Annotated in this window: 12 protein-coding genes; 2 read left to right on the forward strand and 10 right to left on the reverse strand. The window is 63.9% G+C overall.

All coding sequences use genetic code 11. The features are described 5' to 3' along the window. Positions 1–6: 6 nt before the first annotated feature. The 10 genes from HF885_RS03975 to HF885_RS04020 form a co-directional block, all read right to left on the reverse strand. Positions 7–1,596, reverse strand: a complete 1,590-nt coding sequence (locus tag HF885_RS03975; protein WP_170103663.1) for an MBOAT family O-acyltransferase — start codon at positions 1,594–1,596, stop codon at positions 7–9. An 86-nt stretch (positions 1,597–1,682) separates the two neighbouring features. Further along, positions 1,683–1,919, reverse strand: a complete 237-nt coding sequence (locus HF885_RS03980; protein WP_090847533.1) for an acyl carrier protein — start codon at positions 1,917–1,919, stop codon at positions 1,683–1,685. A 64-nt stretch (positions 1,920–1,983) separates the two neighbouring features. Further along, positions 1,984–3,174 (reverse strand): diaminopimelate decarboxylase family protein, encoded by a 1,191-nt coding sequence (locus HF885_RS03985; RefSeq protein WP_170103664.1) that lies wholly within the window; start codon positions 3,172–3,174, stop codon positions 1,984–1,986. Between the two features lie 6 nt (positions 3,175–3,180). Beyond that, entirely contained in the window at positions 3,181–4,719 is a 1,539-nt protein-coding gene (locus tag HF885_RS03990) for an amino acid adenylation domain-containing protein (protein WP_170103665.1), read from the reverse strand. An 82-nt stretch (positions 4,720–4,801) separates the two neighbouring features. After that, the gene (locus HF885_RS03995; RefSeq protein WP_206109783.1) at positions 4,802–6,433 is read right to left on the reverse strand and encodes a sensor histidine kinase; all 1,632 of its coding nucleotides are present in this window, start codon (positions 6,431–6,433) and stop codon (positions 4,802–4,804) included. Beyond that, positions 6,423–7,172 (reverse strand): response regulator transcription factor, encoded by a 750-nt coding sequence (locus HF885_RS04000; RefSeq protein WP_170103667.1) that lies wholly within the window; start codon positions 7,170–7,172, stop codon positions 6,423–6,425. Before HF885_RS04000 ends, HF885_RS03995 begins: the two co-directional genes overlap by 11 nt. 194 nt (positions 7,173–7,366) lie before the next feature. Beyond that, on the reverse strand, positions 7,367–7,663 hold the full coding sequence (locus HF885_RS04005) for a YhbY family RNA-binding protein (RefSeq protein ID WP_170103668.1): 297 nt from the start codon (positions 7,661–7,663) through the stop codon (positions 7,367–7,369). Positions 7,664–7,835: 172 nt separating this feature from the next. Next, a complete protein-coding gene (locus tag HF885_RS04010) occupies positions 7,836–9,017 on the reverse strand; it encodes an ABC transporter permease (protein ID WP_170103669.1) in 1,182 nt (393 codons plus the stop codon). After that, positions 9,004–10,173: an ABC transporter permease gene (locus tag HF885_RS04015; RefSeq protein ID WP_170103670.1), complete on the reverse strand. Its 1,170-nt coding sequence runs from the start codon at positions 10,171–10,173 to the stop codon at positions 9,004–9,006. The genes HF885_RS04010 and HF885_RS04015 overlap by 14 nt, the downstream gene beginning before the upstream one ends. Before the next feature lie 8 nt (positions 10,174–10,181). After that, the gene (locus HF885_RS04020; RefSeq protein WP_170103671.1) at positions 10,182–11,168 is read right to left on the reverse strand and encodes an ABC transporter ATP-binding protein; all 987 of its coding nucleotides are present in this window, start codon (positions 11,166–11,168) and stop codon (positions 10,182–10,184) included. Between the two features lie 166 nt (positions 11,169–11,334). Between HF885_RS04020 and HF885_RS04025 the strand changes: the two genes are divergently transcribed. Both HF885_RS04025 and HF885_RS04030 read left to right on the forward strand, forming a co-directional pair. Further along, positions 11,335–12,450 (forward strand): sensor histidine kinase, encoded by a 1,116-nt coding sequence (locus tag HF885_RS04025; RefSeq protein ID WP_206109784.1) that lies wholly within the window; start codon positions 11,335–11,337, stop codon positions 12,448–12,450. Then, a complete protein-coding gene (locus HF885_RS04030) occupies positions 12,447–13,100 on the forward strand; it encodes a response regulator (RefSeq protein ID WP_170103673.1) in 654 nt (217 codons plus the stop codon). Before HF885_RS04025 ends, HF885_RS04030 begins: the two co-directional genes overlap by 4 nt. Positions 13,101–13,147 lie beyond the last annotated feature (47 nt).

The raw sequence follows: 13,147 nt of genomic DNA on the forward strand, positions 1-13,147 counted from the left end.
TGCCTCCTAGAACTTCGCATACATGGGCGCGATGGGGATGTAGCTTGCGCCGTACGCGCCAAAGATCACGATTGCCATGAACAGCGCTATGGCCACGGCCCATCGGGCAACGGTGCCGCGCTCACATAGGGCTCCCAGCACGTCGCGCCCGCGCTCCCGCGCTATGCTCACGGCGAGCACGCCGGCAAGCGCCAGGCAGACCACCAGGTAGTCCGGGCCGTCGAGTCCCACGGAGAATATGGCGCCGCTCGTGAACGCACGCAGCGAGAAGTCCGTCACGATTCTGCGGAACATGGCGAGGCCGGCGGCAAGGCCGTCCGCGCGGAAGAACATCTCGCCCACGAAGACGATCACGAGGGTGCGCGCGGTCTGGAACGTGCGGTACGGAGCGGACGTTCGATTGATGCCCAGGCGCAGGGCCGCCTGCGCGGCGATGGGCTCGATGAGGCCGCCCGCCATGATGAGGACGAAGTAGTACATGCCGAAGAACAGGTACTGGCTGCCGGCGCCGTGCCACAGGCCGTTGATGACCCACACGCACAGCAGCGCGACGGAGCTGGCCAAAAGCGGTCCGTAGCGGTTGCCAAACACCTTGCGCGCCCGCTTGGTCAGGCGCTTGCACGGCGCGCTGAGCGATACGGGGTAGTACACGTAGTCCTTCAGCCACGTGCCCAGCGTGATGTGCCAGCGCTTCCAGAACTCTGACGCGGTGCGCGAGAAGAACGGCTGCCTGAAGTTCCGGGGCAGGCGGACGTTGAAGATCTGGGCGATTCCCAGGGCCACGTCCATCGTGCCCGAGAAGTCGCAGTACAGCTGCAACGTGTACAGGATGGCCGCAAACGCCGTGACGCCTCCGTCAAACAGGTAGTGGCCGCCAAACACGGGTCGGACGAACGCGTTGAGCCTGTCCGCCACGATGATCTTCTTCGCAAATCCGTACAGGATGCGGACCGTGCCCGCGTACATGGACCTGCGGTCAAGCGGCTCGCCTGCGGTGAGGGACTCCGTCGTCTGGTTGTAGCGACAGATTGGCCCCTCCATGATCTGCGGGAAGAAGCTCAGGTACAGCGCGACGCGGCCAAGGCTCCTGTCCGCGCGCACGGACTCTCGATAGACGTCCACCAGGTAGGACACCGCCATGAGCGTGTAGAACGAGATGCCTATGGGGAGGTCGTGCGGCGGCACGTTGACCACGAAGCCGTGGCCGAAGAGCCCAAACAGGCCGGAGAGCGCCTCGCCGAAGAACTTCACGTACTTGAGCGCGACGAGCATGCCCACGTTGAGAAGGACGCCCGCCGTGAGGATGGCGCGCATGCGGCGCTTCGCGCTGGCGCGGATGGCGCGCTTGCCCGACGTGGCGCCGGCGAGCCGCTTGTCCCTCTGCCTGATCTGGGCGTCGAGTGCGAGGGCAAGGCCGTAGACGGAGACCGTCGAGGCCAGTATGAACACGATGAGCCTGCCACTGAGGATCCAGAAAAACGCGTAGCTCGCCACGAGCAGCACGACCCAGCGCGCCTTTCTGGGGGCGATGCCGTACGCGGTCACCACAAGGGGCAGAAACACCGCGAAGAACAGGATGGAAAAATAGGAAGTCATGCTATCCCCTGGGTTGGGACCTACAGAGAACGCCCCCGGCGACACGAGTGCTTGGGTCGGCGGGGGCGTCTTGGCGCATATGGGAGCTAGTCGAGCTCCTCCTCGCGCAGGCGCCTGACCAGCATCTCCATCGCCTCGACTGAGTTGAAGTTATCGGCGACGATCTCGACGGGCGGAACCTCGATGTCGTACTCGTCCTCGAGCTCGGCCACGAGCGCGACCATGGTGAGCGAGTCGATGACGCGGTCGTCGATCAGCGTGGTCGAGCCCTCGAAGTCAACGCCGGGCTTGAGCTCCTGAAGGATTTCGGTAACGGTCCTCATGTTCTTCTCCTTTGTGTTGTCTGCACGTTGCATGCGTGGTCTTGCGATATGTCGTTACGCTCTGTCAGAGCGGACGAACGCTGTTGAGGGGTGCGGTCTCGATGCGGTCGCGAAGGAGCGTGAGCTTGCCCGCGCGGTCGCGCCAGACGATGGCGGGGAGGTCGCGGCTCAGGAAGAGCGACATGCCCTCTGTCATGCAGTACGCGCCCGCCTTGTCGAAGGCGACGAGGTCGCCCACCGCGAGGTCTCCCAGGGGCATCTGCTTCACGAGGATGTCGTTCGTGGTGCAGAGCGAGCCGCAGACCGTCCAGCGGAGGTCGGGGTCTCCGTGGGGGGTGAGCGCCCGGCACGGTGGCTGCTTCATGGCCATGGCGTGGCCGTAGTACGTGATCTGGTGCATGCCCCCGTCGACGATGGCGACGTTTTGGCCGTCGATCTGCTTTGCGTCCACCACGCGTGTGACGTAGGTGCCGCACGTCGCGGCGATGCGGCGGCCGAGCTCGATGGTGACCTGGCCGGAAAATGACGTGTCGGTAAGCGCGCGGGAGAGCGCGAGCGCAGGCTCGAGCTCCGTCTGGCGGACGGCCTTAGGGTCGCGCTCGAAGTACTCGACGGGAAGGCCCGCGCCGTACTCCATCTCGGCGAGGGGGCAGCCGTAGGCGCGGCCGACCTCCGCCACGAACCTGTCGAGCTTCGCGACCTCGCGTGCGATGCGCTTGGACGATGTCTTCTGGGTACCGGTGAAGTATTGGATGCCGCGGATGGTGACGTACGGGTCGTTGGCGCATGCGGCTGCGAGCTTCATGATCGTGCTTGCGTCCATGCCGAACTGGCTGCCGTTGCTGAGGCGGAGCAGAAGGTCGATGTGCGTGTGCGTCTCGCGCGCCAGCCCGGAGAGCATGTCGAACTGGAGGCGGGACTCGCAGGTGAAGTGCCCGATGCCCGCATCGCCCGCGATGAGCTCGCGCATGAGGGCGGGGTCCTTAGCGACGCCCGAGACGACGATCTGGCTGGGGTCGACGCCCGCGGCCTGGCAGATGCGCACTTCTCCCGTGGAGCAGGCCTCGAGCCTGTCGACGAGCTTCGAGATGGGGCCCACCACGAACGGGTTCGCCTTCATGGCGAAGCAGATGTTGGTGCGCGGGGGCAGGACCTCGCGGATGCGGCTGACCTGGTCTGCCAGCTCGCGCTCGTCGAAGACGTAGAACGGCGTCTGGCAGAACTCGCCCACGCGCCTGAGTTCCTCTGCGTTCATGCCGGCTTACCTTCCTTCCTTGGACTTGGTGGGGAAGTACGTCCTGAGCAGCTCTGCCCGGTCGACCTTCCCGTTCTTGTTGAGGGGCATGGAATCCACTCTGGTGATGCTGGAGGGCCTCATGCTTGCGGGGAGCGTGTCTGCCACGAGGCGGGGCAGCGCGGCCTCGTCTGCGGTGCCCTCGAAGAACACGCGCAGGCGCTGGCGCCGTGCGTCGAAGGCGCAGCGGCACCTCTGCACGCCGGGGAGGTCCTCGAACGCCTTGTCGACCTCCTCGAGCTCGATGCGGTGGCCCATGTACTTGATCTGGTTGTCACGGCGTCCGCGGAAGACGAGGTCGCCGGAATCAAGCAGCTCCGCGAGGTCGCCGGTGCGGTACACGCGGTCGTGGTACAGGCCGTTGAGCGGGTTCTGCACGAAGGAGCGCCCCGTTGCCTCGGGGTTGCCCACGTAGCCGAGGGCGACGGACGGGCCGCGCACGACGAGCTCTCCCAGCCTGCCCGGCTCCGTCACCAGGCGATCCGCCTCGTCGAGGAGAAGGACCTCGCAGTGGCCGAAGCTCCTTCCCAGGGGGAGCCCCTGTGGGTATGCGGCCGTGCGGTCCACCACGTGGTACAGGCAGTTGCAGGTGATCTCCGTGGGACCGTACAGGTTGACGAAGCGGGCGTCGGGCAGGCATCTGAGCCAGGCGTCCAGGTGCTTTCTGGGGATGACCTCGCCGCTGAAGAGGACCTGCCTCACGCTCTGGAGCCTGCCGGGCGCAAGCACGTGGTACGCGCTGGCGATGCACAGGGCGGCCACGGCCCAGACCATGACGGTGACCTGGTTCTTCTCGAGGTAGTCGACAAGTGCCTGCGGCTGCATGAACAGCTCGCGCGGGACGAGCACGAGGGTGGCGCCCACGGCGAGCGACCCGTACACGTCCTTCACGGAGATGTCGAAGTCGAATGGGGCCTGGTTCGCGAAGCGGTCCTCGCTCGTGAAGCCGAAGATGCGGACGAACTCGTCCACGAAGCTCGCGATGGCGCCGTGGCTGACGGCGACGCCCTTCGGCGTGCCGGTGGAGCCGGAGGTGAACATGACGTATGCCGGATCGCACGAGAGCGTGTGGGAGCGAGCCGCCTCGAGCGCCCCTGTGTCCACCGGCTGGCGTAGCAGCTCCTCTGCAATGAGGACCTCTTGCCCCGGAAGTGCCTGGCGCACGGCGTCCGCGTTCTTCTCGCCTGCGACGACGAGGGCGTTGCCGAGGGTGGCGGCCATGTGACGGAGCCTGTGGGTGGGCGCGCTGGTGTCGATGGGCACGTAGCACGCGCCGGCCTGCAGCGTTCCGAGCATGCAGGCAAGTGCGAGCTCGCTCTTGCGCAGCATGATGATGACGGATGACCCGCACGCGCCGCACCTTGCGAGCGCGCTGCCGACGTGCTGCGTGTCTTCCAGCAGCCTTGCGTACGTGTACGTGCCGGACTCGTCGATGACGGCGATTGCGTTGGGGTTGCGTCTGGTGGAGTCCTCGAGGTAGGTGAGGACGTTCGTTCTTGAGAGCATGGATACCTTTCGTCTTGCTGACGTTGGGACCCATGCTACGGGGGCAACCTTTTGCCTACCTAAACGCCGCCTAAAGGAACCTTTAGTCTTTCTGCGCGGCCGGGAGGGTCAAGAGGACCTCCGTGGAGTACGGGGACTCGGCGTGCTCCGCGAACGAAATCGTGCCGCCTTGCACCTGCATGCACGTGCTTGCGATGGCAAGGCCCAGTCCCGTGCCCTTGCCGGTGGAGCGCGCCTTGTTGCTGGTGACGAACGGCTCGAACGCGTGCGCTCGGATGTCCTTGGGCACGCCCTGTCCGTCGTCCGCGATCGAGACGAGGGCGCCGTCGCGCGTTGCCGCGCATGCGACGCGGATGGTGACGCCACGGGGGTTGTGCTTGTAGGCGTTGTCTATCACGTTGCTGACGGCGCGCCTGAGGAGCTCGACGTCCGCGCGGGCGCGGATGGGTCTGTCCGGGAGCTCCACCACGAGCGTGCCACCCGCCTGCTCGATGTCGGGCTGCTTGTCGATGAGCATGATGCGCAGCTCTTCGCACAGGTCACGGTTCTCGAGCGTCGCCCGGTACGAGGGGTGGTCGGTCTTCGCAAAAAACTGCAGCGAGTCTATGAGCTCGCACGCAAGGTCGGCCTTCGCGGCGATGGCGTGCAGGTACTTCTCGGCGCTTTCCTGCGGAACGCGGCCGTCCTCGAACGCTTGGGCGTAGCCGCGGATGACGGAGAGCGGTGTCTTCAGGTCGTGCGAGACGTCTGCGATCATGCGGCGCTTGTCGTCCTGCGCGTGGTCGAGCTCGGTCATGAGGCCGAGGAAGTCCTCGTAGGTGTGCCTGAGCTCCACGGGCATGGCGGACGGGTCCGGCGCGTTGCCGACGCCGCTGCGGCGCGCGTCTATGGCGCGGTCCAGCGGTCGGGTGGACCTGCGCACGACCCGTGCGAGGACGGCGATTGCCAGGACCGTGAGCGCGACGGCGATGGGTACCGACGCGATGCGGTAGGTGTTCGAGCGGTCGACGGCGGCCCTGAAGTCCTTGCCGGACTCCGTGGGCGAAAGCAGCACGAGGATGCGCCGCTGGCCCTTCTCGTTCTTGTAGCTGTGCTTCGCGATCATCATGCGGCGGCTGTAGACGCCTTGGAGCAGGGACATCTCGCGCTTGGTCAGGCGGGTCTTATCGCCAAAGAGGTCGCCGCCCACGATGGTGCCGTCCGAGAGATACGTGCAGGTGGACTTGACGCTGATGGCGTAGCCGTCCGGAGTGGACTCGGGCTTGCAGAGGTTGATCTCGTGCACGGTCCTTCCGCGGTCGTCCTTGCGGTCCAGCATCACGTACACAGAGCCATCGTCCTCGTCGCCCGCGATGAGCGGGAGCTCCTTTGCGGTGATCTTCTGGGCGACCTTCTGGCTGGTCGAGAAGAGCAGCCCTCCCTTCCCGTCGAACACCAGAAGTGCACTTGGCGGTGAGACAAGCGACGCCATCTGATTGAAGTCATCAGTCTGCATCATGGTCGAGCCGTCGTCGAACATCTCTATGTACGGAGAAGTGCGTTTGAGCTCCTCGGTTGCGAGCTTGTTTGTGACGTGCAGCACTCCCGCCATTGCGAGTATGTAGGCGAGTACTACCAGAAGGCACCTCACGGTGAGGCTCGTCGTAGCGTTGCGAAACGCAGCCCGCAGCCTGGTGTGCCTGGTGCGTTTGTCGTTCTTCTCGCTACTCGTCAAAGCGGTACCCCAATCCGCGCACGGTCTTGATGTGGGCCGGCTTGCCCGGGTCATCCTCGATCTTCGAGCGGATGTTCGAGACGTGCATCATGATGCTTTCCGCTCCGCCGTAGGAGCTGCCGCTTATGGCCTCGTACAGCTGTGCCTTCGTGAAAACGTGTCCGGGAGCGGACATCATCTTGTGAAGTATCTTCAGTTCGGACGCCGTGAGCGGCATCACGTTGCCGCGCTTGCGGAGCACGAGGGTATCGAGGTCAAGCTCGAGGTCGCCGGCGGAAAGGACGTTCTTCTCGCCCGTGGCGGCGCTTTCGCCCCCGTCGTGCTCGGCGGCCATGCCCTGACGGTAGCGGCGCAGCGCCGCGCGCACGTACGCGAGGACCTCCGTGGGGTCGAACGGCTTGGTTACGTAGCCGTCCGCGCCCAGGTCAAGGCCGAGCACCTTGTCCGACGGCTGGTTGCGCGCGGACACGATGATGATGGGGATGTCCGTGAAGGAGCGGGCCTCCTTGATGAAGTCGAAGCCGTTCATGGAGGGCATCATGAGGTCTACGAGCGCCAGTGACACGTCGCTCTTGCGCAGGACGTCGAGGCCGCGCTCGCCGTCGCCCGCGGAGAGGAAGCGATATCCGCTGCTTCCCAGGTAGAGGCGGAGTATCTCCACGATGTCAGGGTCGTCCTCGACGACGATGATCGTGTCCTGCGGTTCTTGACCGCCTGAGGCGGTGTCCGGTGCTTGCATCTTGGCCTCTGTTTCCGGTGCTTGGTGATTGCAGCCCATCGTGAGCGATTGGCACGCAATATGCAAGGGAGCGCGCGGGCCTGCGTGCAGAGTTCACGTGTGTTACGGCTCCCTGTGCACAAAAGACGGCCGGGACGCCCCAAAGCCCGAGGCGTCCCGGCCGAACAAGTTTTACTCGTACGACTGTGCTGCCGCTAGCGGAGCCTGATTTTCTCCACGTCCTTGCGGCTGGTCTCGCGGTAGATAGAGAACTTGTGGCCAATCACCTGTACCACCGTGGCACCCGTGAGCTCTGCCAAGGCATCTGCCGCCTCGCGCGTGTCGAGGCCGGACGTTCCCTGGACGGTGCACTTCACGAGCTCGTGCGCCTCGAGGTCCTCCTCGGTCGAGGCCACGACGGCTTCCACGCCCGCCTTGCCGATGGAGACGGTTGGCTTGAGTTGGTTGCACATGCTTCGCAGCTGGCGTATCTGGCTGCCGGTGAGCTTCATCTGAGTCTCGCTTTCCTTGCGTGGGCTGACGTCTTGCGCGAGCTCATCCCTTAGGCAGCCACGCATTGACTGTGACCCAGAAACGATAGCGCATAAAGCCGGGACCTGCTAAAACTCCGCAACATTGCCAAGAGGCGCCACGCTCGAGCATCGGCGGAATTCGCATCGAACTCTATCCCAGCTGCCTGGTCCGGGCACGTCCGAGCGCAATTCCAACAAGCAGTATGGCTATGCCAAACAGCATGCAGACGCCAACGCATCCCACGAGCGGCAGTACGCTCGAGGTGGAAACGACCCTCATGGCCGACGCGCCCTCAATGGCGCGGTATGCCCAGTAGAATGGGGTGAAATGGGCAACGGCGACAAGTGCATCAGGAAGCAGGGACAGATCTGCCCAAGCGCCGCCGAGGACCGAAAGCACCATGCCAAAGATGTTTGCGACGGCGTTCGCGGCATTCTCCGAGATGCCTAGCTGTCCAACGAGGAATCCCACGCTTGCAGACACCAGCGAGTAGGTGAGAAGGGCAAGCCCCACAATTCCGAGCTGTGCGGGAGACCGTGCGATTGCGCCGCGTCCGAGGAGGGTTACCTGGAGCCCGAAGTTCCATGCCCAGGCGATGAGGGCTATGCAGACGCACGCAGCCACAAGGGCCACGTTGCGCTCCCTTGGCGATTGCGGGGAGGCGACCCTGCGCCCGCGCAGCGCCTTGGCGTTGAGGGCTTTCATCAGGAGGGCGATGCAGACGGTGACGCTTGCGAAGATGGGATACGAGGAGAAGAGCGCGGCGCTTAGGAGGGGGTTGGGCAGCGGCGTTGCGCGCTGGCCGATGGTCGAGACGCCAATGCTCTTGCCCCACGACTCGTCGGTCGTGCGCACCGCATCCCCCTGGCTTCCTCCGAGAGATGCCGAGCCAAAGAGTCCCTGGACGTAGCTCTTGACTTGCTGGTCTACGAGAAAGCCCTCGCCGGAGCGATACGACACGGAAGCTTCCAGAGCGGGGGCGGTGCCATCGCCGGCAGCTGCGACCATGAGATCGTGCCCCCAACCCTTTGGGATGACGAGGAGGTATGAGACCGCATCCTGGGCGAGCGCGTCCTGGACCGACTTCTTGTCATCCGCAAGGGGGACCAAGGTGTTGCCCTCTGCCACGTGAGCGGAGAGCGCTCGAGAGAGCTCAGAGTCGTCGCGGTCGATTATCGCGACCCTCGACGAGGTTGCCGCGAAGTGCTGGCTCGAGCTCGACGCCGTCGAAAGCCCGATTGCAATTCCCGTTATAGAGATGATGACGAGGTAGATGACGATGTATATGCGGTGGGCGAGGAGAATCCTCATGTACGTCTTAAAGGTGGGCATGGGACACCTTCCTCATGCGTATGCCCGCGAGGGCAAGCGCGACCAGAGTCATGAGCAGCAGCGTGAGGCAGCAACGCGCGAAGGAGTCGTACGTATCGTAATAGAGGAGCGAGTAGAAGCAGTGCGAGATCTGCCAGAGGGGGTTTGCATGGGCGAGCACGGGCGCAGAGGTCTCCAATGCATAGGTGATTTCCTGCGCGCTTGGGCCATAGAGACCCGTGAAAAGCGAGAGCAGGCAGGTTATCCCCGAGACCATCCCTGCCTGCATGTGGGGAATCGTGCCAAGGAGGGAACCCATCGCGCAGCTCGCAAGAGACGAAACGGCCACCGCGAGGACGAGCGGCGCCGCCCCGCTCCCGAAATCTACATGGGCGACCGTTGCCATGAACAGCAGCGCGACCAGCATGCAGGCAAACTGGCAGATCCATGCGCCAAAGAGGGCGCCAACAAGCATGCGCCATCGCGGCGTGGACGAAAGCGATTGTCGTGCGCCGACGGCGCTTGTGGTGGGCAGGAGGTTCTTTGTGGTGAGCGTGGCGGACATCGCACCCATTCCCGCGGTCATGGCGAGAAGGGCGAAATAAAAGGAGGCGTAGCTGTCAGGTGCGTTCTTCGTGGCGGAGAAGTGCTTGATTTGCACGGAGTTGCCAAGATAGGCGGCCTGCACCGCTCCCCTCGCTGCGAGTTCGGGGCTCTTTTTCGAGGCAGATACGATTGCATCGGACGTTCGGACGTACGAGTTGATTGCTGCGGAAAGGACGGTCGCGGGACGCGAGCCGTTGGCGGCTATGCTTGCCTGGCTGACGTGCAGCGCGAACGTACCGTCCGAACCGACGGTGAGGTAGGAGTCTATGGCTCCGTCTGCGGCGGCGTTGCGTGCGTCCTTCTCGCACGCGTAGTACGTAGGGGTGCAGATGCGGCTTTTCTTGGGGGCCTTGGCTAGAGAGGCGAGCATGTCATCCAGTCCTTCGACGGACTCGTATTGTGCATTCCTGACAATGCCGAGCCTTGAGCCGACGAGGGAGTACGCATCGTCGAACCCGGAGAACATCGCCATGAAGACGCAGGTCATGATGAGGGGAAACGCGAGCGTCCATACGAGGAGGGACTTGTCTCGCACGAGCGCGAGCACGCTCGTCCTGATACTGGTAAGCATGGCGCCTCCTAGGACTCGTCGCGGAGCTCGCGCCCCGTGATTTCGAGGAAGACGTCGTTGAGCGTGGGCGGCTCGGAGAGGACGCGCCCATAGCCGACGTGTTCCCGTGCGAGCGCGCCCAGGACTTCCGAGAGGTTGTGCGCGCCATTTGAGCACTGCACGTGCAGCATGCCCTCCGAGAACTCCACGGATCGAACGTGCGGGAGCATGCGGATGGACTCGATGATTGCCTCCGAGGCGGTTCCGGTCTCGACGGAGATCCTCTCGCCGGTGCCTATCATTGCTTTGAGCTCGTCGGGCGTGCCGCTTGCTACCGAGCGGCCGTGATCCATGATGAGCACGCGCCTGCAGATGCGCTCCACCTCCTCCATGTAGTGGGAGGTGTAGATGATGGTGGCACCATCCCTGTTGAGTCGCCCGATGCCGTCGAGTATGGAGTTGCGGCTTTGGGGGTCGACCGCTACCGTTGGCTCGTCCATGATGATGAGCGACGGTTGGTGCGCGATGCCGCAGGCGATGTTCAGCCTGCGCAGCAGTCCGCCCGAAAGCTTTTTTGGACGGAAGCCTTGGAACTTCTGCAGCCCCACGAACTCGATTGCGCGGTCAACCAGCTCGCGCCTGCGGCTGGACTGCGGGACGTAGAGTGCGCAGAAGCTGTCGACGTTCTCTCTGACGGTGAGCTCGTCGAAGACGGCGACCTCTTGGGGCACGATTCCGATCTTGCGCTTGATGTCGTAGCTGTCTGGGCGCATCGGCTTCCCGAAGAGCTCGATCTGCCCATGGTCATAGTCGAGCAGCTGCAGAAGGCAGTTGATGGTGGTCGTTTTCCCCGATCCGTTTGGCCCAAGGAGGCCAAATATCTCTCCTCGCGCGATGCCCAACGAGAGGTGGTCTACGGCGACGACCTCGCCGTAGCGCTTGACGAGGTTACTTATGCTGACGACGGTCTCTGACGAGAGAGGGGTGACGGACTCCGTCGCCTGTGGGTTTGGCATCGTCGTCCTTTCTTTTGGTGGGAGTACGAGCTTTCATCCCAGATTCTTGCACCTGCCTTGTGGGTGCGGTAGTGACTTGTGTAACCAATCGGTCTGTCGGGCATGACGAATGTCATGACCTCGCCCCGAGCGCCCATTGCACCCCTATACTTGCTCCATGGAGAGAATGACTGACAAGATTCTGGTGCTTGGGGCCAGCTTGGCCTTGGCGGCGTCGATGCGGGGCGACCTCGCGACGACCGTGGTTGTGACGCTGACTGCCGTTTGCGCAAGCGCCGCTTTCGAGGTGGCGGAGGATGGGCATCGTAAGGCGGCCTTGGCCCTTGTGATCGCCCCTCTCGTACTGTGCGTCTTGGCGCCGGCTGCTTGCGCCGTTGTTCCGCTTTCGAGCTACGATGCCGCAAGGTTCAAAAATCGCTGGCTGGCACTGGTGCCGCCTGCGTTCGTGGCATGCCTGGGAGCAACTTGTGGGCAAAGCCTGGTTACGGTGTGCCAGCTTGTGGTGGCCACGCTCTTCTCGCTCGCGCTCTCCGTGAGGACGACGCGCGTGCTGGAGGGGCAGTCCCAGCTGCATCGCCTGCAGGACGACCTCAACGACAGGCTCATCGCGTTGGGCGAGAAGAACGCAGAGCTTGTTGATGCGCGCGAGTACGAGACGCATGCGGCGGCGCTCTCCGAGCGCACGAGGATTGCGAGGGAGATTCATGACTCCGTGGGGCACCTGCTCACGAGGCTCGTCTTGCAGGTAGAGGCTCTCAAGGTTGTTCACGGGGACGAAGCCGAGGTTGTCGAGGACCTTGATGAGGTTCTGGGCGGGCTGAACGATGCGCTCTCGTCCATGCGCAAGAGCGTGCACGCCCTGGAGGACTCTGGTGTTGACTTGGGCTGCGAGCTGAACAGGCTCTCGTCGGAATGCGGCATTCAAAACGTGACGGTAGCATGTAGCTTGGACGCTGTCCCTCCGGTCCCGGTAAGCAAGTGCTTTCTGTTGGTCGCTAGGGAGGCACTTACGAATGCAGCTCGCCATGCACATGCGTCCGATGCCCTTGTGGCGGTTACCTGCCTTCCGGGGCTCTGGCAGCTCCGCATCACGAACGACGGCATCATGCCGCCCCAGGGGGTTGATCTTGAGCTGCGCGGAATGGGGTTGAGGTCGATGCGGGCGCGCGTGCTCGAGATGGGCGGCGTGTTCTCGGCCCGAGTTGACGGCAGGTGGGGGAGCGAGAGGTTCGTCGTGTTCGCATCGGTTCCGAGGGGGATGGACGAAGGGACTCGCCAATGAGGGTAATCGTGGTGGACGACGACAAGATCGTGGTCAGGTCCCTGGCCACGATACTGGGCGTGGAGCCTGACGTGGACGTTGTGGGCACGGGCACGAGCGGGCGCGAGGCGGTGTCGCTCTTCACGCGCGTCGAGCCGGACGTCGTGCTCATGGACATCCAGATGGCGGACGGAGACGGTCTTACTGCGGCAGAGGAAATACTTGGCATGGAGCCGGCGGCGCGCATCGTGTTCCTGACGACGTTTTCCGATGACGAGTACATCGTTCGTGCGCTAAGGCTTGGGGCGCGAGGCTACCTCATCAAGCAGGATGTCTCTACGATTGCACCTGCGCTGAGGTCCGTCATGAACGGCCAGTGCGTGCTGGAGGGAGAGGTCCTTGCGCGTGCGGCGGAGCTCTCCATCGGCACGAACGCGAGAGGAGGGAACGCGCCGCGAGCCGCCCGGGACGAGAGCGCGCTCAAGGGGCTTTCCGAGCGGGAGGTGGATGTGGTCCGTGCGATTGCAGACGGCATGACGAACGCGGAGGTTGCCGCGACGCTCTTCATGAGCGAGGGGACGGTGCGTAACCACATATCGTCGATTCTGGCAAAGCTGGGCTTGAGGAACAGGACCCAGATCGCCGTGTACTACCTAAGGAAGTGCGCATGATCACGCCTTGCCTGTACGACGGGAGGGCATCGGGGAAACGAAACGTT

The sequence above is a fragment of the Parafannyhessea umbonata genome, assembly GCF_012844235.1.
Lineage (GTDB): Bacteria > Actinomycetota > Coriobacteriia > Coriobacteriales > Atopobiaceae > Parafannyhessea.

Bases quoted from the DNA above. Each gene is read 5' to 3' on its own strand.
- HF885_RS03975 (WP_170103663.1), bottom strand. From the start codon at position 1,596: ATGACTTCCTATTTTTCCATCCTGTTCTTCGCGGTGTTTCTGCCCCTT.
- HF885_RS03980 (WP_090847533.1), bottom strand. From the start codon at position 1,919: ATGAGGACCGTTACCGAAATCCTTCAGGAGCTCAAGCCCGGCGTTGAC.
- HF885_RS03985 (WP_170103664.1), bottom strand. From the start codon at position 3,174: ATGAACGCAGAGGAACTCAGGCGCGTGGGCGAGTTCTGCCAGACGCCG.
- HF885_RS03990 (WP_170103665.1), bottom strand. From the start codon at position 4,719: ATGCTCTCAAGAACGAACGTCCTCACCTACCTCGAGGACTCCACCAGA.
- HF885_RS04000 (WP_170103667.1), bottom strand. From the start codon at position 7,172: ATGCAAGCACCGGACACCGCCTCAGGCGGTCAAGAACCGCAGGACACG.
- HF885_RS04005 (WP_170103668.1), bottom strand. From the start codon at position 7,663: ATGAAGCTCACCGGCAGCCAGATACGCCAGCTGCGAAGCATGTGCAAC.
- HF885_RS04010 (WP_170103669.1), bottom strand. From the start codon at position 9,017: ATGCCCACCTTTAAGACGTACATGAGGATTCTCCTCGCCCACCGCATA.
- HF885_RS04015 (WP_170103670.1), bottom strand. From the start codon at position 10,173: ATGCTTACCAGTATCAGGACGAGCGTGCTCGCGCTCGTGCGAGACAAG.
- HF885_RS04020 (WP_170103671.1), bottom strand. From the start codon at position 11,168: ATGCCAAACCCACAGGCGACGGAGTCCGTCACCCCTCTCTCGTCAGAG.
- HF885_RS04025 (WP_206109784.1), top strand. From the start codon at position 11,335: ATGACTGACAAGATTCTGGTGCTTGGGGCCAGCTTGGCCTTGGCGGCG.
- HF885_RS04030 (WP_170103673.1), top strand. From the start codon at position 12,447: ATGAGGGTAATCGTGGTGGACGACGACAAGATCGTGGTCAGGTCCCTG.